Annotated in this window: 17 protein-coding genes; 13 read left to right on the top strand and 4 right to left on the bottom strand. The window is 43.9% G+C overall.

All coding sequences use genetic code 11. The annotated features are described in order from the left end of the window. Positions 1-166 precede the first annotated feature (166 nt). From speE to argS, 5 genes are all read left to right on the top strand, one after another. The gene (gene speE / locus NSQ36_RS17400; protein WP_003214614.1) at positions 167-997 is read left to right on the top strand and encodes a spermidine synthase; all 831 of its coding nucleotides are present in this window, start codon (positions 167-169) and stop codon (positions 995-997) included. 69 nt (positions 998-1,066) lie between these two features. Then, a complete protein-coding gene (gene speB, locus NSQ36_RS17395; protein WP_003214818.1) occupies positions 1,067-1,939 on the top strand; it encodes an agmatinase in 873 nt (290 codons plus the stop codon). Between the two features lie 78 nt (positions 1,940-2,017). Next, the gene (locus tag NSQ36_RS17390) at positions 2,018-2,365 is read left to right on the top strand and encodes a hypothetical protein (protein WP_339206234.1); all 348 of its coding nucleotides are present in this window, start codon (positions 2,018-2,020) and stop codon (positions 2,363-2,365) included. 124 nt (positions 2,366-2,489) lie between these two features. Then, positions 2,490-2,912, top strand: a complete 423-nt coding sequence (locus NSQ36_RS17385; RefSeq protein WP_284907443.1) for a DUF1934 family protein — start codon at positions 2,490-2,492, stop codon at positions 2,910-2,912. Then, the gene (gene argS / locus NSQ36_RS17380) at positions 2,909-4,582 is read left to right on the top strand and encodes an arginine--tRNA ligase (RefSeq protein ID WP_050944459.1); all 1,674 of its coding nucleotides are present in this window, start codon (positions 2,909-2,911) and stop codon (positions 4,580-4,582) included. The genes NSQ36_RS17385 and argS overlap by 4 nt, the downstream gene beginning before the upstream one ends. Positions 4,583-4,878: 296 nt before the next feature. Here argS and NSQ36_RS17375 read toward each other — a convergent pair whose 3' ends face one another. Then, a complete protein-coding gene (locus tag NSQ36_RS17375) occupies positions 4,879-5,850 on the bottom strand; it encodes a S66 peptidase family protein (RefSeq protein WP_339206231.1) in 972 nt (323 codons plus the stop codon). Positions 5,851-6,002: 152 nt separating this feature from the next. Between NSQ36_RS17375 and cls (NSQ36_RS17370) the strand changes: the two genes are divergently transcribed. From cls (NSQ36_RS17370) to NSQ36_RS17360, 3 genes are all read left to right on the top strand, one after another. Continuing rightward, positions 6,003-7,505: a cardiolipin synthase gene (cls, locus tag NSQ36_RS17370; RefSeq protein ID WP_050944457.1), complete on the top strand. Its 1,503-nt coding sequence runs from the start codon at positions 6,003-6,005 to the stop codon at positions 7,503-7,505. A 105-nt stretch (positions 7,506-7,610) separates the two neighbouring features. Continuing rightward, on the top strand, positions 7,611-9,326 hold the full coding sequence (locus tag NSQ36_RS17365; protein WP_050944708.1) for an ABC transporter ATP-binding protein: 1,716 nt from the start codon (positions 7,611-7,613) through the stop codon (positions 9,324-9,326). A 78-nt stretch (positions 9,327-9,404) separates the two neighbouring features. Continuing rightward, positions 9,405-10,403, top strand: a complete 999-nt coding sequence (locus NSQ36_RS17360) for a S66 peptidase family protein (protein WP_251190682.1) — start codon at positions 9,405-9,407, stop codon at positions 10,401-10,403. A 29-nt stretch (positions 10,404-10,432) separates the two neighbouring features. On the opposite strand, the gene NSQ36_RS17355 is transcribed toward NSQ36_RS17360, so the two are convergent. The 3 genes from NSQ36_RS17355 to cls (NSQ36_RS17345) form a co-directional block, all read right to left on the bottom strand. Continuing rightward, positions 10,433-10,687, bottom strand: a complete 255-nt coding sequence (locus tag NSQ36_RS17355) for a hypothetical protein (protein ID WP_003215306.1) — start codon at positions 10,685-10,687, stop codon at positions 10,433-10,435. A gap of 73 nt (positions 10,688-10,760) precedes the next feature. Further along, positions 10,761-11,723 (bottom strand): UV DNA damage repair endonuclease UvsE, encoded by a 963-nt coding sequence (gene uvsE / locus NSQ36_RS17350; protein ID WP_251190683.1) that lies wholly within the window; start codon positions 11,721-11,723, stop codon positions 10,761-10,763. A gap of 12 nt (positions 11,724-11,735) precedes the next feature. Continuing rightward, entirely contained in the window at positions 11,736-12,932 is a 1,197-nt protein-coding gene (gene cls / locus NSQ36_RS17345) for a cardiolipin synthase (protein WP_251190684.1), read from the bottom strand. 143 nt (positions 12,933-13,075) lie between these two features. Between cls (NSQ36_RS17345) and NSQ36_RS17340 the strand changes: the two genes are divergently transcribed. The 5 genes from NSQ36_RS17340 (at position 13,076) to NSQ36_RS17320 (ending at position 19,631) form a co-directional block, all read left to right on the top strand. Further along, the gene (locus NSQ36_RS17340) at positions 13,076-15,187 is read left to right on the top strand and encodes a heterodisulfide reductase-related iron-sulfur binding cluster (protein WP_339206228.1); all 2,112 of its coding nucleotides are present in this window, start codon (positions 13,076-13,078) and stop codon (positions 15,185-15,187) included. A 102-nt stretch (positions 15,188-15,289) separates the two neighbouring features. After that, positions 15,290-16,465, top strand: a complete 1,176-nt coding sequence (locus NSQ36_RS17335) for an acetyl-CoA C-acetyltransferase (protein ID WP_251190686.1) — start codon at positions 15,290-15,292, stop codon at positions 16,463-16,465. 19 nt (positions 16,466-16,484) lie between these two features. After that, positions 16,485-17,348 carry a 3-hydroxybutyryl-CoA dehydrogenase gene (locus tag NSQ36_RS17330; protein ID WP_137054269.1) on the top strand — a complete coding sequence of 288 codons (864 nt, stop codon included), beginning with the start codon at positions 16,485-16,487 and terminating at the stop codon, positions 17,346-17,348. An 11-nt stretch (positions 17,349-17,359) separates the two neighbouring features. Next, positions 17,360-18,472: an acyl-CoA dehydrogenase family protein gene (locus tag NSQ36_RS17325; protein ID WP_251190687.1), complete on the top strand. Its 1,113-nt coding sequence runs from the start codon at positions 17,360-17,362 to the stop codon at positions 18,470-18,472. Positions 18,473-18,488: 16 nt separating this feature from the next. Then, positions 18,489-19,631: an acyl-CoA dehydrogenase gene (locus NSQ36_RS17320; protein ID WP_251190688.1), complete on the top strand. Its 1,143-nt coding sequence runs from the start codon at positions 18,489-18,491 to the stop codon at positions 19,629-19,631. The last annotated feature ends 150 nt before the right edge of the window (positions 19,632-19,781 follow it).

Raw genomic sequence — 19,781 nt, 5'->3', positions numbered from 1 at the left:
CAAATGATTGCAAGAGCGTGCATTAAAATTGAAGAGAACTCATGCGGTTCTTTACAATTTGATATGAATCCACTATACTTTTTTCTTGGACAATCGATATAGTCATAGCCGTTAAAGGCGCTAACAATAGATGTTTGTTTATTATTGGATGAGAGGAAGATGGACAATGAGCGAACTTTGGTATACAGAGAAGCAAACGAAGAATTTTGGTATTACTTTGAAGGTGAACAAAACCCTTCACACAGAACAAACAGATTTTCAGCATTTAGAAATGGTGGAAACAGAAGAGTTTGGCAATATGCTGTTTTTAGACGGTATGGTGATGACGTCTGAGAAAGATGAGTTTGTATACCACGAAATGGTGGCACATGTTCCTCTTTTCACTCATCCAAACCCAGAAAATGTTCTTGTCGTAGGTGGAGGAGACGGCGGTGTCATTCGTGAAATCCTGAAGCATCCAAGTGTGAAAAAAGCGACACTTGTTGATATTGATGGCAAAGTCATCGAATACTCGAAAAAATTCCTTCCTTCGATTGCTGGGAAACTAGACGATCCTCGTGTAGATGTCAAAGTTGGAGACGGCTTTATGCATATTGCTGAAGCTGACAATGAGTACGATGTTATCATGGTGGACTCAACTGAACCAGTTGGACCAGCTGTGAACCTGTTCTCTAAAGGATTTTACGCAGGAATTTCAAAAGCACTCAAAGAAGACGGTATTTTCGTGGCACAAACGGACAACCCTTGGTTCACACCTGAGCTGATTACAAATGTACAGCGTGATGTGAAAGAGATTTTCCCAATCACGAAGCTTTACACAGCAAATATTCCAACGTATCCAAGTGGTCTTTGGACATTTACCATCGGTTCAAAAAAATATGATCCACTTGCTGTAGAAGACAGCCGTTTCTTTGATATTGACACTAAATATTACACAAAAGAATTGCACAAAGCAGCATTCGTTCTGCCGAAATTTGTGAGCGACTTAATCAAATAAATGAAGCGAAGAGGAAATGCGCAAATAACAGTTTGCGCATTTTTTGAAGCGTAAAAGGAGGAATCTTGCATGAGATTCGACGAGGCTTATTCAGGAAAAGTGTTTATTGGAAGTCATCCGACATGGGAAGATGCAAAAGTCATTTTATACGGTATGCCGATGGATTGGACCGTCAGTTATAGACCAGGCTCACGTTTTGGTCCAAACCGTATTCGTGAAGTTTCGATTGGATTAGAAGAATACAGTCCTTATTTAGATCGTGAGCTGCATGAAGTACCATTCTTTGATGCCGGTGACATTCCGCTTCCTTTTGGAAATGCTCAGAAAAGCTTGGACTTAATTGAAGAGTATGTCGACAGCATTTTAGAAAAAGGGAAGTTTCCATTAGGAATGGGCGGCGAGCATCTTGTGTCTTGGCCGGTTTTCCGCGCGATGCATAAGAAATATCCTGATTTGGCGATTATCCATATGGACGCACATACGGATCTTCGTGAGGAATACGAGGGTGAGCCTCTGTCTCATTCTACCCCGATTCGTAAAGTAGCAGGACTCATTGGACCTGAGAATGTGTTCTCTTTTGGGATTCGTTCTGGGATGAAGGAAGAATTTGAATGGGCAAAAGAAGCGGGCATGCACATTTCTAAATTTGAAGTGCTGGAGCCGTTGAAGCAAGTATTGCCAAAGCTGAAGGGGCGTCCAGTTTATGTGACGATCGACATTGATGTACTCGACCCAGCTCATGCACCTGGTACAGGCACGGTGGATGCTGGCGGTATTACATCAAAAGAGCTGCTTGCATCCATTCATGCCATTGCAGGATCTGAGGTTCAAGTAGTCGGTGCAGACCTTGTAGAGGTAGCACCTGTATACGATCATTCCGACCAAACAGCGAATACAGCGAGCAAGCTTTTACGCGAAATGCTGCTTGGATTTGTGAAATAACACCTTGATAGAGGAGCTTGTCATCTCATGTGGACAAGCTCTTTTTTTACATGGATCAAAAAATAAAGGAGGCAGTTCATGTTTTCTTCTATATTGATGGTGCTTCTCGCCTTTTGTGTGTTAGCGGCGGGTTTTCTCACGCTGAAACGAGAGCTCGCAGCTGCGCCGCCCGTTTTTGCTTCGAAAAAGGAAGCAAAGGAAGAGATCTTGGGGCTGTTTCAAGATCGAGGCTTTTTCTATCTGACGGCCATTGCGTTATTCATGCAGGTGATATTTAAGCGAGCACAGATCGTGCCATTTGATTTTTTTCAGGCATTTTTGGCAAGTTCAGGCGTACAAGCTCTTTTTTATTTAATCAAAAGAAAAGACTTGGGCGTAAAGGCTGGATTGGTGGTATTAGTGAGTTTCCTGTTTCTTTTTTTCTAAAGGGATGGTGTAAGATCAAAAACGAAGTTTAATCGCAGTGAAGAAGAGAAATGATGGTATGATAGGCGATCATGAATATGGTATACTATTTTAGTTAAACGGGTCTTAGCAAAGGAAGTGCAAAATGACACAAAACCAAATTTCAATTCATGTAAAGTCAGTGATGAAACCAGAGACGGAGCCGGCTGAAACGATCGAATTCCGCACGACTGGAACGTATCAAGAAAAGAATGACAAAACGTATCTCACTTACCATGAAGAACATGAAATGGGTCAAGTAAAAACCGTTGTGAAAATGAGTGAAAAAGAAATTTTTGTCATGAGATCAGGGTCCATTCAAATGAAGCAGCGCTTTCTCATTGGAGAAACGACCGTCACACATTACACGATGCCATTCGGTACACTACAGCTTGATGTACACACACATGGCATTGATCTCGATGTGGACAAGGGACTGCTGCACATTACGTACGATATGCTGACAGGGGAAGATCAAAAGCATTTACATACATTATCGATTTCGTATAAGGAGGATTTACGTTCATGAATATCGCAGAACAGGTCAAAGATGCGTTAAAGGAAGAAATTATTGCGGCAGTCGTCAAAGCAGGACTTGCTGATGAAAGCCAGGTACCAGATGTCCTTTTAGAAGTGCCGAAAGATAAAACTCACGGTGATTACTCCACCAACATGGCGATGCAGCTTGCCCGCATTGCAAAAAAAGCACCTCGTCAAATCGCAGAGGACATTGTCAAAGCGTTTGATAAAGGGAAAGCTTCTATTGAAAAACTGGATATCGCAGGTCCAGGGTTCATTAATATTTATATGAACAATCAGTATTTAACAAAGCTGATCCCAGCAGTCCTTGAAGCAAAAGAGGCATATGGTGAAACGAATACAGGCGGCGGCCAAAAGGTGCAAGTTGAATTCGTCTCAGCCAACCCAACAGGTGACCTTCACCTTGGACATGCCCGCGGAGCAGCTGTAGGTGATTCTCTTTGCAACATCCTTGATAAAGCAGGGTTCGAGGTGAGCCGTGAATACTATATCAACGATGCAGGCAATCAGATCAATAACCTCGCTTTATCTGTAGAGGTACGTTACTTTGAGGCGCTCGGTCTTGAAAAAGAGATGCCTGAAGACGGCTATAGAGGAGAAGACATCAAAGGCATCGGGCAAAAGCTGGCAGATGAATTTGGTGACCGTTTCGTGCATGAGCCAGAAGAAGAGCGTATGATGTTCTTCCGTGAATACGGCTTAAAATATGAGTTAGAGAAATTACGTGTAGACCTTGAGAATTTCCGTGTCCCATTTGATGTATGGTATTCAGAAACCTCTTTATATGAAAACGGAAAAATCGAACCAGCGCTGGAAACTCTTCGCGCTAAAGGCTATGTCTTTGAAGAAGACGGCGCAACGTGGCTGCGTTCAACTGATTTTGGCGATGACAAGGACCGCGTGCTCATTAAAAAAGACGGCAGCTTCACTTACTTGCTTCCAGATATCGCATATCATAAAGACAAATTAGACAGAGGCTTTGATCAGCTCATTAACATTTGGGGAGCGGACCATCACGGCTATATCCCTCGAATGAAAGCGGCGATTCAAGCACTTGGATATCCTGCTGGCAAGCTTGAAGTAGAAATCATTCAGCTCGTTCACCTATACAAAAACGGTGAAAAGATGAAGATGAGTAAACGTACAGGAAAAGCCGTCACCATGCGTGATCTGATTGAAGAAGTAGGCCTAGATGCCACTCGTTATTTCTTCGCGATGAGAAGTGCGGCGACACATATGGACTTTGACCTAGACTTAGCGATTTCTACGTCTAACGAAAACCCTGTGTACTACGCACAATATGCCCATGCGAGAATTTGCAGCATGCTGCGTCAAGGTGAAGAAAAAGGCTACGAGCCAAACCTTGAAAAAGCAGATTTCTCTCACATTCAATCGGAAAAAGAATACGATCTTCTCAAAATCATTGGTAGCTTCCCAGAAGTTGTAGCAGAAGCAGCTGAAAAGCGTATTCCGCACCGTGTGACAAACTATATTTATGACCTTGCATCAGCCCTTCACAGCTTCTACAATGCCGAGAAGGTCATTGATGTAGAAAACGAAACAAAAACAACAGCACGTCTTTCACTCATGAAAGCAACACAAATTACGCTTGCGAATGCATTAAAACTCATTGGTGTATCGGCTCCGGAAAAGATGTAATACAAATAAGCCCCGCTCTACTATAGGAGTGGGGCTTTTTAATATGAAAAAACACCCGCTATCTTCTAAGGACAGCGGATGTTGAACATTACCCAAGCGTATTAATAATGTTAGAAATAGAATCAAATAATTGGCTAAGTACATCAGAAAACATGTTTTTGCCTCCTCACTTTTCTTTTTACATCTATTTAACGAAGGAGATGGAGGGTTGGATCACTTTTTCTAAAAAATTTTTAAAAAAGTTGGTGGCATAGAAAAAAGCACCACATATTCGGGTGCTTTTTGGCTTTTATTAGTTATGAATGAATACGCAGCTTCACGTCTCCATTTTCACACGCTAGCTGAACGTTTCCGCCAATCGGTAAGGTGAAGACCGGCTGCGTATGTCCGATATCGACATCGTAGATCACTGGAATGTGTTTGAGCATTGGGTGCTTATCTAGGATAAATCTCAAATGTTCCTCTGTCATCTTGGATTTCTTCTGAAAGCGTCCGATGATCAGCCCTTTAATGGATTCTGCATGCTGTAAGAGGGATGTGAGGTCTCTGGCGAACATTTCAGGGAAAACCAAATCATCATCCTCCACAAATAAGATGGCATCCTTAATATGAGGCATAAACGACGTCCCTTGCAGTAAGTTCAGTGTACAAAGGTTACCGCCATACAAGGTACCTTCGGCTGTTCCTTCCTGATATATTCCCCATTTCGTCGGATGAAACTGCCTGTTCGCTTGATCAAGATACCACGCATCATCACTCCACTTTGTTGAAGGATTCACATTAAAAGACTCACCGTCATTCATCAAGCAGGCTTGAAATATAGCGGTCTGCTCCTCTTGTCCCTGTTCCATTTGAAAGCTGGAGAAATGAGGGCCTGAGTATGTCACCATCTCACATTTGGCGGTAATGGCGCTTGCGAGTGCGGTAATGTCACTGTAGCCGCAAAGGACTTTAGGGTGCTGACGAATCAAGTCGTAATCAATATAAGGCAAGAGTTCATTGCAATTGAACCCTCCAATGGCTGTCAAAATACCGTCAACTTCATCATCCATGAACGCCTCATGCAGATCAGACAAGCGGTGTTCAATAGATGATGAGGAATGAAGATCACATTCAAACGCGTGCTGTCCAAAAGAGACAGTGAAACCTAACATCTCTAAACGCTTTTTTGCTTGAGCGATTCCTTCTTCTGATAAAATTCTGGCACTTCGGCTTGGGGCAATGACACGAAGATGACTGCCTTTTTTTAAAGGAGGTGGTGTATGCATAAACAAATCTTCCTTTCCATCACATATTTATCCATTATATCGGATCAAATGGTCCAAGTCTGTAAAAGCTAGAAGAAAGAAGTGGACCGTGCGTTTCATGCAAGCTGTGCAAAGGGTATGGAAAAGAAAAAGACAGAATGAGGGCGAAGAATGTGAAAAAGAGGAGACTGGAATTTTTATTTTTATATTTTATGATATTCGGGGCATATGTGGTGTATTGGTGGCCGGTTCCAGCGTGGAGTGTTCAGCTGTACGCAGCAGTTTATATCGCCATTATTTTATTTAGTATCATCTCGCTCATGCTAGAGAACCGTACATCACAGCACACACTCTTATGGATGTATGTTTTAATCTTTTTCCCGATCATTGGCTATATGTTTTATTTGTTCTCGGGACAGCTCTATGTGAAAGGTCATTTATTCAAATCAAAAAGAATGTACAACCGTGAAAAACTACGCAGAATATCTGAGCTTGAGAGCAAGCCGGATGAATCAAGTCTAACCGAAAATCAGCGGACTTTTTTTCATTACACAGAAAAAGCAACAGGCATGCATGTGAACACAAATAGTGATATGGACATTTTAAAAAATGGGGAGGAGACGTTTCCCCGTATTTTTGAAGAATTAAAAAAGGCAAAATCGTTCATCCATATAGAATACTACATGTTCAAATCGGATTTCCTCGGGCACCGGATGATGGAGATTTTGATAGAAAAAGTGAAAGAAGGGGTAGAGGTTCGCTTCATCTATGATGCGGCTGGCAGCATTCGCTTCTCCCGAAAAGATATTAAACGCTTGAAGCAGGCAGGGGTCAAGGTCGCTCCTTTTCTGCCTTTAAAATATGGTTTCTTTAATCAAAAAATCAATTTCCGCAATCACCGAAAAATCGTGATCATTGATGGGAAGACAGGATTTGTCGGCGGGTTAAATGTCGGAAAAGAATATGTCGGACGTGATGAAAATATCGGTTTTTGGCGTGATACGCATACGATGTTAAAGGGTGAGGCTGTCCAAACCCTTCACTCTGTGTTTATGCTCGACTGGGAGTATGTTTCAGATGAAGTATTAATTGATGATCCGAAATATCATACTCCGCATCCTGTGACGGGAGAGGATGTCATTCAGGTTGTACCAACTGGACCCGATATGAAAGAAAGTATGAGTGATTTATATGATGCACTCATCTCAAATGCGAAACAATTTGTCTGGATTGCGACACCTTATTTTGTCCCAAATGAATCCCTTCGTACGGCATTGAAAATTGCTGCGACAAGAGGGGTGGATGTCCGGGTGATGGTTCCGGAGATCAATGATGGCTTTCTCACACAATACGCCACACGGTCCTATTTTTCTGAGCTCCTAAAAGAGGGCATCAAGGTGTATCACTATCAAAAGGGCTTCATGCATCAAAAAGTGATGATTGCAGATGGAGAACTTGCCTCTGTCGGTACCGCAAATGTGGATATGAGAAGCTTTCAGCTCAATTTTGAGGTCAATGTCTTTACGGCCGCGAAAAAGCCTATTGAGCAGCTGATGGCCCATTACGAAGAAGATATGAAAGAATGTGAGCAAATGGGACCTGTTCATTTTTATAAAAGAGGCTTAAAAGAGCGATTAAAGGAATCATTTGCTCGGTTGTTTTCTGGCGTTCTATGAGGATTTCTAGTCAAAGAAATCATTTCCTAATCTAGTATTTTGAAGAGGATTCCTCTATAATTGAAAATGATTATCAATTATAGAGGAAATGAGGTTCTTTTACATATGTTAAAACGCTTTTTCGCCTATTACAGGCCCTATCGAGGTCTGTTCTTTTTAGATTTCTTTTGCGCTGTCGCCGTTGGATTGATGGAACTGGGTTTCCCGCTTATCGTGAACTACTTCATTGATACATTGTTGCCAACAGGGAACTGGACAGTCATTGTCTGGACGGCACTTGCGCTGTTTGTCATTTATGCCCTCAGCTCGGTTATGCAATTTATTGTGTCGTATTGGGGGCATATGCTTGGCATCAATATTGAAACAGATATGAGGAAAAAGCTGTTTGATCACTTTCAGCGACTATCCTTTAAATTCTTTGACAACAACAAAACGGGGAAGCTCATGTCACGGATGACAAACGACCTCATGTACATTGGAGAAGTGGCGCATCACGGTCCTGAAGATTTGTTTATAGCGATTATGACGATTCTTGGTGCCTTTGCAGTCATGCTGATGATTAACTGGCAGCTGGCCATTTTAACCTTCCTCATCATGCCTGTCATCATTTGGCTCGCCCTACATTTTAATAAAAAGATGACGAAGGCGATTACACAGCTCAACAATGACATTGGAGACTTTCATGCGAGGGTTGAAAACAATATCGGGGGCATTCGTCTTGTTCAAGCTTTTGCCAATGAACATTTCGAGAAAAAGCGTTTTGCGGAAAACAACAACCGTTTTCGTAAGGCGAAGCTTCTTTCTTATAAAATTATGTCGGTCAATGGATCGATTAGCTATATTCTCACACGTCTTGTGACACTGTTTGTCCTTCTCGCAGGTACATGGTTTGTCCTGCAAGGTCAATTAACGGCAGGTGGCTTTATCGCATTTGTTCTGATCACAAATGTTTTATTTAGACCGATTGATAAAATCAACACGGTCATTGAAATGTATCCGAAAGGCATTGCGGGCTTTAAAAGCTATGTCGATTTGCTAGACACAGAGCCGGATGTGAAGGATACAGAGGGAGCACGTGATGTACACGGATTGAAAGGTGAAATTGAATATCGAAACGTAACATTTGGCTACGATGAACACAGTCATGTGTTAAAGAATATCGATTTAAAGATCAAACAAGGAGAGACGGTTGCGTTTGTCGGCCCTTCAGGAGCGGGGAAATCAACAATTTGCAGTCTGCTGCCTCGTTTTTATGATGTGGATGAAGGGGAGATCACGATTGATGGTATAAGCACAAAGTCGATGACATTGTCTTCTTTAAGGCAGCAGATCGGTATTGTGCAGCAGGATGTCTTTTTATTCTCAGGCACCATTCGTGAAAACATTGCGTACGGGAACTTAGAAGCCAGCGATGCAGAGATTTGGGAGGCTGTAAGAAGTGCGCATTTAGAGGAACTCGTTCAGCGTTTCCCAGAAGGGTTAAATACCGTGATAGGTGAGCGCGGCGTCAAACTGTCAGGCGGTCAAAAGCAGCGTCTATCAATTGCACGGATGTTCCTGAAAAACCCGTCCATTCTCATTCTAGATGAAGCCACATCAGCACTTGATACAGAAACAGAAAAAGCCATACAGGATGCACTGAGCGAACTAGCTGTCGGCAGGACGACACTCGTCATTGCCCACCGCCTTGCAACAATTAAACACGCCGATCGTATCATTGTCGTGACAGAGGAAGGTATTGAAGAACAAGGCCGCCACCAAGATTTAATTCAAATGGGCGGCGTATATAGCAGACTGCACGAAGCGCAGTTTGGTCATTAAAAAGAAAGATAAAGCCCTTTTGATAAGGGTCTTTTTTTGTTAGGATAGAAAAAACTCGTGTAGGAAGGATCTGATGGAATGAAGGGGCTTCGGCGATTACAAAAAGGCGATAAGATCGGTATTTTTTCACCTTCAAGTCCTGCATCAGCGACCTCGCCACTTAGGTATGAGCGGGCGAAGGAGTGGCTTGAGCAAAAAGGATTCATTGTGGTACCAGGATCATTAACAGGGAAAGAGGACCACTACCGTTCAGGTACAATTCAAGAACGAGCCAATGAGTTGAATGAGCTAATGGCTCGAGAGGACTTGGCGTGCGTCATGTCAATGATTGGCGGGACAAATTCAAATAGTATGCTGCCTTATCTTGATTTTGAGCTGCTGAAACAACATCCGAAAATCATGATCGGTTATTCAGATGCGACAGCGATTCTTTTAGCCGCTTACGAAAAAACGGGATTGCCTGTATTCTACGGACCGGCGCTTGTTCCATCTTTTGGGGAGTTTGAACCGTTCGTTGCTTATACATATCAGTCGTTCGAAGACATCCTGATGCAGCCTCAATCCATTCCTTATCAGATCAAAAAACCACCCTTTTGGACGGATGAACGAATCAATTGGGAAGAAAAGACACGTGATAAAGGGCAGCGTCCGAACGATTGGCTGTGCGTCATAGAAGGACAGGTAGAAGGCAGGTTGATCGGCGGAAACCTGAATGCAATGTACGGCATATGGGGCAGTGAATTCATGCCAGCGATCCAAACAGGAGACATTCTCCTCATTGAAGATTGCATGAAAACCGCTTCAGTTGTAGAAAAAAACTTCTCTTTATTGAAAGTAAATGGAGTGTTTGAGCGGGTATCAGGGATTCTTTTGGGGAAACATGAGCTGTTTGATGATGAGGGAACGGGCAAAGAACCTTACGAGATTTTACTTGAGGTGCTTGGAGAGACAAAGAAACCGCTCATCGCAGATTTTGACTGTGCCCATACACACCCGATGCTTACGATGCCAATTGGGGCACAAGTGAAAATGGATGCAGCTTCAAAACAAGTGTGGTTAACGAAAGAGTGGATATAACAAAAGAGCGGCCTGATGGCTGCTCTTTTTTATGAAACCTTCTCTTTTTCAAATGGCTGCAAGAGATCTTGCGCTTTTTTTCCCTCTACGACAATTAAGTAGTCAGATTCTAAGTGAGTGAGCCTGAAGGTTTCAAGCTCTACGATGTTCTTGATGTTACACATTGTTTTTTTAGAATACACATATAGACGATGTTGAGCCTGGTGGCATTTTTCATAAAGAGAAATAAGCTTATGTAAATTTAATGCTTTCGCAGCGATTTGGATTGAATAGATCTGAGACATCTTCATATCCTCCTGTTGATTACTTTCTCACAATAGCTTTGTTACCCCTGTTTGCACAGAGATAAACCTTTCTCTATGATTTCCACTCAATGGTTCCTCCGCCGGTTCGCTTGTTGCCTCTTATCGCAGATAGTTCTTCGACGAGTCTAAGAAGGGCCTGATCCTTTGACTTCGCCTCAATCATAAAATCTACATCACGCCCATACGGTTTTAATGCATGAAAAAGCGGTAAGACAAAGGACATATCTACACCATCTGCATGACTGCGTATGGCTTTTTCTGATTTCGGTGAGGATAAATGGATTTTAGGCGGAATGCCAGTGCTCGTCCAAGTGTCGAACATTCTTGGCAGGATGTCTTCAAGCACGGCATCATCATCTTTATTGGCCACGTGATGATGGTAATCAAAAACAAAGGGAATACCGTGCTTTTCACATACACCAAGGGTTTCTAACGACGTATACGTTTTGTCATCATTCTCAAGCGTCATTCTTGCCTTGATATGCGCCGAAAGCTGTTTGATATTGTCATCAAAACGTTGAAGCGCCGATTCTTTATCACCGTACGCACCGCCCACATGAATGTTCATATAGCCTTCCTTTTCGAGCTTCATCGCCTCAAGCATTTGATAATGGTACGTCATATCAATCACGGCATTTTCTGTGATTGAAGGCTTGGGGCTAGTAAACAAGGTGAATTGATTGGGGTGAAAGCTCACACGCAGTTCATGCCGTTTCACCAACTCGCCAATTTCAAGAAACTCCTTTTGAAAAGGTGTCACAAAGTCCCAGCGTACCTCGGGATGGGTCGCAAGCGGGACGATCGAACTCGAAAAACGGTAAAGCGGGATATCATGAGCAATGGCAAAGTAAAGCGTTCTTAATGTATTCACGAGATTGGCCTTTGTTGTTCGTAATAAAGCCTCTTTTCTCTCTTCCTTTGAGAGCTTGCTGTATCTTGCAAAGGTCAGCGACTTGGCAGGAGAAGCCTCCCACAAGGTGACGGCATTGGATACATAACCAAATCGATAACGCATAGGTCAGCTCCTTTATAAAAAGTACGAGAACATGGCGCCAACCCATTCCAGCGGACGTGACAAAAGCGGACGCTGTGTCAATTTCTCCTCTGTCATAAGTTCAGACACTTCTATATGCTCGCGAATCTTTTCCTCTACGTGGGCAGTAAAGTCGACATCATCAATGGCGACGTCAACTTCTTCGTTTAAAAACAAGCTGCGTTTATCAAAATTTGCCGTACTGATCATACAGCGTCTCTGGTCAATTAGAATGGCTTTTGCATGAAAAAATCCTTTATAAAAACGATAAACAAGGCAGCCGGAGGCAATGAGGTCCTTCAAATAATGAAATCCAGCCTCTTTGACGAGGGGATGATCTGCTTTCATTGGGATGATGATTTCAACCGTGACGCCTCGATTTCGTGCATCAAGCAGTGCACTCAGAAGAGGAGCAGATGGAATAAAGTAAGGTGTACAGATGATGATCTGTTTCCTCGCCTGCTGAATATCTTTGAGAAACAAAGCTTCTAAAGAGAAACCAGCAGTCGCGCGTGTAGTGCATTGTAGTGTTCCCGGTTCCAAGGCAGGAAAAACCTCATATTGCAGCTGATGAATGCCAGATGTCCGGTATAAATCATTCAAAAACACATGCTGGAGATCTGCGACAACTTGTCCCGTCATGCGCAAATGATAATCCTTCCAAATACCAAACCGACCCTTTTTCCCAACATATTCATCACCAATATTAAACCCGCCAATATAGCCAATCTTTCCATCAATTACCGTGATTTTACGATGATTTCTCATGTTTAACCGATAAATCAAAAAAGGGAAACGAGGCTTATTTAAAAAGTAAAATTGGATGCCGCTTTTCTCCAGCATATCAATGGACTTTTGATCAAACGGATAGGACCCTAATCGATCGGTCAGTAAAAAGACGGAAACCCCTTGTTCCGCTTTTGCTTTGAGAGCTTGTAACACCCTTTGACCAATCTTGTCGTTCTTTACAATAAAGAACATCATATGAATAGAAGAAAAGGCGTGCTGAATATCGGTGAGCAGCTGATCAAAAAATGGTTCGCCATCATGATAAAAAACGGCATCACCGCTTGTTTGGTCAAAAGATCGTTCAAAAGCGCGGGTAGAAAAATATTTCTTTCCCATATAAAGGTCTAACAATATGAGACAAACGGTGATAACGAGTACGAGTAGGATGATCAATGCGATCATAAAGCTTCCTCCTTTTTTGCATATTTCAATAGTGTACCCAAACGTGTAAAAAATATTGACTGAATACTCATTCATTATTTATGATAGAGGTACAACATGGAAACGGAACAAAGTGGGTTTTGGGGAATGAAAGGGGGAGCAAGATGAATAGCCTTTTAATCATGAACATGATCGCATTTGCGGCGGTGACCGCTTACGCTGTGTATTTGTTTATTTATCTCATTCGAACACGAGCAGCGTACATTCGTCTTGGCAAAAAAGAAGAGTTCCAACAAGACATGAAAAAACGCTTAGAGCGTTTTTGGGTCAATGTATTTGGGCAAAAGAAGCTGTTAAAGGACAAGAAGAGCGGCATCATTCATGTGCTGTTTTTCTACGGATTTATCCTTGTACAGTTCGGAGCCCTTGATTTTATTATGAAGGGACTCGTTCCAGATAGCGGACTCCCTTTAGGTCCGCTTTACGGTGTCTTTACCTTTTTCCAAGAGGTAGTCACACTTCTCATTTTAGTAGCTGTTGTTTGGGCGTTCCATAGAAGGTATGTGGAGAAGCTTGTCCGTTTAAAGCGTGGCTTTAAATCCGGTCTAGTGCTTTTATTTATTGGCGGCTTGATGCTGACCGTTTTACTTGGGAACGGGATGAATATCATCTGGCATGGACACTCTTTATCACCAACTGAGCCAATCGCATCCAGTGTTGCTTTCTTGCTGGGCGGTATTTCACCTCTTGCGGCAACGGTCGTTTTTTATGTCGCATGGTGGGTGCATCTCCTGATTTTGCTGACATTCTTAGTGTATGTCCCGCAGTCAAAGCATGCTCACCTCATTGCAGGGCCGGTGAACGTATTTGCCAGCAGATTAGACCCGCCAGGCAAGCTGCAAAAAATTGATTTTGAAGATGAGACACAAGAGACCTTCGGTGTGGGAAAAATTGAAGACTTCCGTCAGTCACAGCTGATCGACCTTTACGCCTGTGTGGAATGCGGGCGCTGCACAAATATGTGCCCAGCAACAGGTACAGGGAAAATGCTGTCTCCTATGGATTTGATTTTAAGGTTAAGAGATCATTTAACCAATAAAGGGGCCGCCATTACATCAAAGACGCCTTGGGTTCCGCAGCTTGCCTTCAGGCAGACAACAGGAAATCAACTGGCGCTGCAGGCGAGAGGAGCAGGTGCAGAGGAATCGGCTGCCAGCTCGATGTATCATCCTTCTCTTATTGGTGAAGTCATTACAGAGGAAGAAATTTGGGCATGTACGACGTGCCGAAACTGTGAAGACCAATGCCCTGTCATGAATGAACACGTCGACAAGATTATTGATATGCGCAGATATCTTGTGCTGACCGAAGGGAAAATGGATGCAGATGCACAGCGTGCCATGACAAGTATAGAGCGCCAAGGGAACCCGTGGGGATTGAACCGGAAAGAAAGAGAAAATTGGCGTGAACTGAGAGAAGATGTGCACGTGCCGACAGTAAAAGAGCTGAAAAAAGCAGATCAAACCTTCGATTATTTATTCTGGGTTGGTTCAATGGGGGCATATGACAATCGAAGCCAAAAGATTGCGCTTGCCTTTGCAAAGCTTCTCAACGAAGCAGGAGTCTCCTTTGCCATTCTAGGAAATAAGGAGAAAAACTCTGGCGATACACCAAGAAGGCTTGGAAACGAATTTTTATTTCAAGAGCTTGCTGCAAAAAACATTGAAGAATTCCAAAAAAACGGTGTCACAAAGATCGTTACGATTGATCCGCACGCCTATAATTTATTTAAAAATGAGTATCCAGACTTCGGACTTGAGGCAGAAGTGTACCATCATACAGAATTACTGGCAGAGCTAGTGAAAGAAGGGAAGCTAACGCCTGTACATGAAGTGAATGAGGTCATCACCTTCCACGACTCTTGCTACCTAGGCAGATATAACGAAGTGTATGATCCGCCGAGAGACATTTTAAAAGCCATCCCTGGTGTGACGCTGAGAGAAATGGAACGTCATCGTGAAACTGGTATGTGCTGCGGTGCAGGCGGGGGCTTAATGTGGATGGAAGAAGAGACAGGTACCCGAATTAACACTGCCCGAACGGAGCAGGCGTTACAGGTGCAGCCGTCCATCATTAGCTCAGGGTGTCCTTATTGCTTAACGATGCTGGGAGATGGCACGAAGGCAAAGGAAGTAGAGGATCAGGTAGGTACATTTGATGTCGCAGAGCTTCTTGAAAAATCAGTGTTTGGCGAGGCTGGAAAGCAGGTTTCGTAAACAAAACAGGCCGATGAATAGAATGTTCATCGGCTTATACATGGCGCTGTACATCTGCTGTTTAGATAATATGTAAGCGGTAACAAACGGGAGGGAACATACATGAGTCAGACGGTCATTGTATCTGGAGCAAGAACACCATTTGGAAAACTAGGCGGTGCTTTCAGTGGGTTGAGTGCCGCAGAACTAGGCGGAAGGGCCATCAAGGCTGCGCTGGAAAGAGTGCAGGGATCACATCATGTGGATGAGGTCATCATGGGAAGTGTTTTGCAGGGAGGACAAGGTCAGATTCCTTCAAGGCAAGCAGCAAGATATGCTGATCTTCCGTGGTCCGTTCCGACGCAAACCATCAATAAAGTCTGTGCATCAGGAATGCGCAGTGTGAGCACAGCAGATCAAATCATCCGAGCTGGAGATGCGGAGGTCATCGTAGCGGGCGGTATGGAATCCATGTCAGACGCCCCTTATTTGCTAAAAAAAGCGCGATGGGGCTACAAAATGGGAGATGGTGCGGTACAAGATGCGATGATTTTAGATGGATTAACCTGTTCGTTTACAGGCGTTCATATGGGTGAGTATGGGAGCACGGCTGCGAAGGAGCTCGGTATCACGCGGGAAGAGCAAGATCTTTGGGCATTAAGAAGTCATGAACGGGCGATCGAAGCGCAGAGAAACGGCTTTTTCCAGCATGAAATCACCCCCGTCACCGTCAAGACGAAAACGGGAGAGCGGCTGATCACAGAAGATGAATCCCCACGGCGTGATACGTCATATGAACGGCTGTCAAAGCTCATGCCTGTTTTTGATCAAACGGGTACCATTACCGCTGGAAATGCACCAGGTGTCAATGATGGAGCAAGTGCGCTTCTTTTAATGAAAGACACATATGCAAAGCAGCATGACGTCAAGCCATTGGCAGTCGTGCTTGGTCATACGCAGGTAGCTGTAGAGGCAAAGGATTTTCCGAAAACACCAGCCTTTGCTATCGAGAAAATTTTACAGAAAACAGGCAAGCGTCTAGAGAATATCGATCTATTTGAAATCAATGAGGCCTTCTCAGCTGTGGCGCTGGCATGTGAAAAAATAATCGGGCTGGACCGGCGGAAAATGAATATCAACGGTGGTGCAGTGGCGCTTGGTCATCCCATTGGAGCAAGCGGAACACGGATCATATTGACCTTGATTCATGCATTAAAACAAAGAGGTGGCGGTATTGGCATTGCGGCGATTTGCAGTGGAGGCGGTCAAGGAGATGCCATCATGATAAAGGTAGATTAAAAGGGAGGCGTTCATCGTCATGAGTACAGAAGAAACCGTCATGGTCGTTGGAGCTGGTCAAATGGGATCAGGCATTGCCCAAGTTTTTGCTCAGTCTGGCTACACAGTCCTGCTGCATGATGCATCTGAAAAGCAGATTCATCGAGCCATTTCCTCCATGACCAAACAACTGACGAAACGAGCAGAAAAAGGAAAGCTAGCCCATCAGGCAGTCCGAGATATTACGCAGCGTCTTGCCGTATCTACAGATTTAAAGGACGTGCAGCAGGCACGTTTAGTGATTGAAGCTGCATCTGAACAAATGAGTGTGAAAAAACAAATCTTTGAGACACTCGATCAATTTGCAGAGGCGAAGACGATATTTGCAACAAACACATCTTCCTTGTCGATCACTGAATTAGCAGCTGTTACGGGGAGACCGGAGCAAGTGATTGGCATGCATTTTATGAATCCGGTGCCTGTCATGAAACTCGTTGAGGTCATTCGAGCGCTGCAAACGAGTGACGACACGTATCAACTCGTTTGTGAAACAGCAAAGACATTAAACAAAACCCCAATTGAAGTGGAAGACTTCCCAGGGTTTGTATCAAACCGCATATTGATGCCAATGATCAATGAAGCCATTTACACCCTTTATGAAGGCGTGGCAGATGCAGAAAGCATTGACGGTGTCATGACGCTTGGAATGAATCACCCAATGGGGCCACTTCGTCTCGCTGATTTCATCGGACTAGATACATGTTTATTTATTATGAATACCCTTCATGAGGGACTTGGGGATAGCAAATATCGACCTTGTCCTCTTTTGAAAAAATACGTGAATGCAGGCTGGCTGGGCAAAAAGACAAAGAGAGGTTTTTACACATACCACGACCACTCATAGGGGGAGTCAAAATGGATGTTTTGCTTACGGATCAACAGCGACTCTGGAGAGAACAGGCAGCAGAATTTGCAAGACAGCGTATATTCCCTGAAGTGGAAGCCATGGAACAAGGTCAGTTCCCAAGAACACTTTTAGCAGAAATGGGACGACAAGGCTTTCTGGGGATTCCAATACCAGCTTCGTATCAAGGCTTAGGAGCAGATTTTACAACGTATATCATCGCCATTCATGAATTATCCAAAGTGAGTGCGACCATCGGTGTCATTGTGTCCGTTCATACATCTGTTGTGACGATGCCTATTTTAGCTTTTGGAACGAATGAGCAAAAAGAATCCTATGTTCCGCTGCTTGCATCCGGGCAGAAACTGGGAGCATTTTGCCTGACTGAACCGAAGGCAGGATCAGATGCCTCCAGTATTCAGCTAAGGGCAAAGCGGGCGGGCGACCATTATGTGTTAAATGGTACAAAAATGTTTATCACAAGCGGCGGGGAAGCAGAACTGTATCTTGTCTTTGCCGTGACAGATCCTGCTTCTGCGAAAAAAAATATATCGGCATTCATTGTTGAGAAAGATACACCAGGATTTACGATCGGAAAAGATGAGAAAAAGATGGGACTGCACGGGTCAAAAACCGTTACGCTTCATTTTGATGCTGTGCGGATTCCAAAACAGCAGCTGCTCGGTGCAGAAGGAGAGGGCTTTCACATAGCCATGTCTAGTTTAAATGCGGGGAGAATCGGTATCGCGGCTCAAAGCCTCGGCATTGCAGAAGCCGCATTAACTGAGGCAGTGACTTATTTAAAGCAGCACCCGGCAGGTCTAGAAACGACCATTCGGCTGGGTGATTTGGCAGCGAAGCTTGAAGCAGCCAAACTATTAGTCTATCAAGCGGCTTCTTATAAAGAGGCGAATCGTCCGGTCACAAAGGAAGCATCCATGGCAAAGCTATTTGCCTCAAGAACGGCAGTTGAGATCAGTACAGAAGTGATCCATTTGCTCGGCATGGATGGTTATACGAATCGCTATCAAGCACAACGTTACTTTCGTGATGCGAAAGTTTGTGAAATCTATGAAGGAACAAGTGAAATTCAAAGGCTGGTCATTTGTAAACAGCTAATATGAAACGAGGTGGCTCATGATGCAGTTTCAATTAAGTGATGAACATGAAATGATTCAAAAAATGGTGAGGGATTTTGCGAAAAATGAAGTAGAGCCAACAGCAGCAGAGCGGGATGAGACAGAAACGTATGATCCAGCTATTTTTCTCCAAATGGCGGAGCTCGGTTTAACGGGCATTCCTTGGCCGGAAGAGGTAGGCGGGATCGGTAGTGATTATTTAGCCTACGTCATCGCAGTGGAGGAGCTTTCAAGAGTGTGCGCCTCTACAGGCGTCACCCTCTCCGCCCACACCTCTCTTGCCTCGTGGCCTATCTATACTTTCGGAACAGATGAACAAAAAGAGATCTATTTAAAGCCGCTTGCAGAAGGACAGAAGGTAGGGGCATATGCACTCACTGAGAGCGGTTCGGGTTCAGATGCCGGCGGAATGAAGACAACGGCAGTAAAGGCAGGCAATGAATACGTCCTGAACGGTGCGAAAATCTTTATTACAAATGGAGGCATTGCGGATTATTATATTGTGTTTGCTGTGACAGACCAAGAAGCTGCATCTCGAAATACGACTGCCTTTATTGTAGAAAAAGAGACACCGGGCTTCTCTGTTGGCAAAAAGGAAAGCAAACTGGGCATTCGTTCATCGCCAACGACCGAAATTCGATTTGAAGATTGCCGGATTCATGAAAGGAACCGGCTCGGACAAGAAGGAGAAGGCTTTAAAATAGCGATGATGACCCTCGATGGCGGCAGAAACGGCATTGCTGCACAGGCAGTTGGGATTGCACAAGGCGCTCTTGATGCGGCAGTCGATTATGCGAAGGAGCGCAAGCAATTCGGCAAACCAATCATTCAGCAGCAAGGAATTGCTTTTAAGCTAGCAGATATGGCAACCGCAATTGAAGCCTCCAGGCTGCTCACTTATCAGGCAGCATGGCTCGAAACGAAAGGGCTCCCGTATGGAAAGGAATCAGCAATGTCCAAGCTCTTTGCTGGAGATACAGCCATGAAGGTAACAACAGAAGCCGTCCAAATCTTCGGCGGCTACGGCTATACAAAGGATTACCCAGTCGAACGATACATGCGTGATGCGAAAATCACCCAAATTTATGAAGGCACACAGGAAATCCAGCGCCTAGTCATCTCGCGCAAACTGCTAGATATGTAGAAACAAAGCAAAGACCACCTGATGTGAGGTGGTCTGTTTTGGGTTTGGTTCATGAAGTATTAATCATTAGCATCATCCAAAGTTTTTTTATTTTAGGGTTGTAAAAGGATAGTGTCGGCAACAGGAAACAGCTTTAACGTATGAGTGATT

Source organism: Bacillus sp. FSL W8-1143 (assembly GCF_037965155.1).
In the GTDB taxonomy this organism is placed as follows: domain Bacteria; phylum Bacillota; class Bacilli; order Bacillales; family Bacillaceae; genus Bacillus; species Bacillus pumilus.
This window is presented reverse-complemented; position numbering and strand designations above follow the sequence as displayed.